The following is a 3,233-nucleotide window of genomic DNA, read 5'->3' as shown; positions in this document are numbered from 1 at the left end:
TTTTTTCTTTTTTTTAATCTTTGTACATTTTTATTGTTTTGGTAATTATATGTTTTTAAAAAATATTAATAAAGTCTATTTTTCACATAAAAATTATTGATTTGAAGTTTTTTATTTTTCATAAGATTTATTAAACAGTTCTTACAAAATAAATATAAAACTTGATTGTGTATTATGATTGTATTAAACAAAAAGAATAAATTATGGGAATTGTATCCTATTGGTCAATTAAAGGGTGCTTTAAATAGTATGAGGACTCCTAAATTTATTGGAACACTAAAATTCAAACGAAATAATCTAAATAAATATGTACTAAATAGATTTATAATAGTAAAAGATGATGAAGAAAAATTTTACCCTCCATCTGCTGCTTTAAAGATTTTAAAAAAACAAGTAGTATTTTTATCAAGTCATGACAGTGATATGGAAGAATTCTTATCTTCTCAAGACATTAAGTTTAGATTTACAAAAATATGTAAACAGTGTAGTTACAATGGAATTATTACTATTATAAACGATGATTCGGCTTTTGAATATCACAATCAAAAAATATGTAAAAAATGTAGTGAAAATATTATTAAAGAGGAGTTAAAATTAAATGGTATTGATAAAAAATTATTTAAAAGATTTAAACAAATTTTAGATAAAAAAAAAGATTTATCATTAGTTTTAAAAATCATAAACTCAAAATTTGACCCTGTTAAGGATACAAATTTAACTTTTTTTGATAAAATAGAGTCTAAAGATAATAGAAAATTTCCTAAAATACCAGTTTCAAGGTTAAAAATTCCAAATGATTTTAAAAAAATTATTGATGATGATGGAAATAATTATTTACTTCCTATTCAATTTTTAGCAGTAAAAGAGGGTTTACTTCAGGGAAAGAATCTTTTAGTGGTTTCTGCAACTGGTAGTGGTAAGACTTTAATTGGAGAGCTTGCAGGAATAAACAACTTATACAAAAATAAGAAATTTATCTACTTAACTCCTCTTGTTGCTCTTGCAAATCAAAAATACAGAGATTTTAAGAGAAAATACTCAGATTTAAATTTTAAAACCTCAATTAAAGTTGGAAAAAATAGAGTTATGGCTAAAGGCGAACTTAAAGTTAAAGATGGGGACGTAAGTTCTTCAGACATTGTGGTTGGAACATATGAAGGAATTGATTTTGTACTTCGATCAGGTAAATACAAGTCTTTAGGGGATGTTGGAACCATATTAATTGATGAAATTCATAGTTTAGATGATGAAGACCGTGGGATTCGTTTAAATGGAATGATCATTAGAATAGCTAAATTGTTTCCAAATGCTCAGATAATTGGCCTTTCTGCAACAATTAAAAATCAAAAACAAATAGCTAATAATTTTAATTTAAAATTAGTTGAATATGATAAAAGACCAGTGCCTTTAGAACGTCATTTATTAATGGTTAGAGGAGAAATTGAAAAAAAGAATATTATTAGAAAATTAGTTCTTAAAGAGTATAATAATTTATCTTCTAAAGGATTTAAAGGTCAAACTATTGTTTTTACAAATTCAAGGCGAAAAACTCAAGAAATTGCTCATTTTTTAAAGAGAAAAGGATTAAATGCATTTAGTTATCATGCTGGTTTGTCTTTTTATAAAAAAGAAAAAATAGAAAAAAATTTTGCAAAAGGAGATATTCCAGTAGTTGTAACCACAGCAGCATTGGCTGCAGGTGTTGATTTTCCAGCTTCACAGGTAATTTTTGAGTCACTTTTAATGGGAATAAAGTGGATTTCTTCTAATGAATTCCATCAAATGAGTGGAAGAGCAGGTAGACCAAGTTTTAATGATAAAGGGATTGTTTACTTACTTCCTGAGATAGGAAAAAATTTTAATGGGGAAAATGAGGAAGCCGTTGCATTAGAACTTCTTGAAAGTGATGTTGATAATGTACACCTTGATTTTAGTGAAGACTCATTAGTTGAAGCTATTTTAAGCGATGTTTCATCTAATTCAATAAAAACTGTAACGGAAATATATGAAAATTATAAAAACCAAGATTTTGATATAGATATGATTATAAATGAATTATTAGACTATAAATTAATTAAAATCATTAAATTTAACAAAGACAATTTAAAAGTTAAAGATAAAAATAAAAATAAAAATAAAGATAAAAATAAAAATAATCATGTTACTACAACTAGATATGGAAGAGCAGTTTCAATGTCTTTTTTAATGATTGATGAAGGAGAAGCAATTAGAAAATCATTAAAACATTTAAATAAAAAATATTTCATTGATTATTTAAAGAATAAAAAGAATAATAATGAGCCTAATAAAGCTAAAAATAAGAGTAAAATAAAAGATAACAATAAAGCAAAAAAATCAAAGTTAAAAACTAAATATGATTTTTCATTTGATTTATTTTTAGATATTTTGGATATAATTTTGTCTTTAGAGCTATTTGAAAATGCATATCTTTCTTCACACTTACAAGCCCACATTAATAATGCATTAAAAATTCAGATTCCAGTAAGGTTATTTTCTCCATCTACATTGGATATAATTTCTTCTGGTGAAACAATAGCTAAATTAGATAAAAAATATGAAGACGCATTGTTGAATCTACAAATGGACTTTTCCCAGTGCCAATGTGAAGATAAGCCATTTTGTGATTGTATTCAAAAAGGAATATCAAATTTTATTCTTAATGAACGTCTGAATAAACTGGATCCAATTGATATTTCTAAAAAGCTTTCATCTAAATATCAAATTCAAACTTATCATAGTGATATTTTTTCATTTTTAGATAATTTAGTTAGATACCTTGATGCAACTAAAAGAATAGCTATTGCTTTTAATTGGGTTGAACTAGCTGATGAAATTCAATTTTTAATAAAATTAGTTGAAAACCCTTAAATAATTAAGTAAATTTTATAACTAGAGTAGTTTAATTTTAATAGAGATTAAAATAAAATTGTTAACCAATTAAAAAAATATTCACATTTTCAAAAGGTTTTAATATTTTTATAGGTATATTTCACATTGAACAAGAGTTAATTAAATAAAAATAACCAAAGGAAAAATAACTAAATAAAATAAATATTTTAAATTAACTAAATGAAAATAACTATAGTCCNGAAATAAAATTTTCGAATTAATGGTTTGTTGAAAAATTTATTTATTTTAAAAAATAAGTTTTTATTATATTTAATTTTTAAAATAATCATTTATAATTTTATTATATAAAAAAATATTTATTA

At 23.6% G+C, this 3,233-nt stretch carries 1 protein-coding gene; it reads left to right on the top strand.

Translation table 11 applies throughout. The features are described 5' to 3' along the window. Nucleotides 1–174: 174 nt before the first annotated feature. A complete protein-coding gene (locus tag MBCUR_RS01590; protein ID WP_067089393.1) occupies nucleotides 175–2,889 on the top strand; it encodes a DUF5814 domain-containing protein in 2,715 nt (904 codons plus the stop codon). The last annotated feature ends 344 nt before the right edge of the window (nucleotides 2,890–3,233 follow it).

Source organism: Methanobrevibacter curvatus, from assembly GCF_001639295.1.
GTDB lineage: Archaea > Methanobacteriota > Methanobacteria > Methanobacteriales > Methanobacteriaceae > Methanoflexus > Methanoflexus curvatus.
This window is presented reverse-complemented; position numbering and strand designations above follow the sequence as displayed.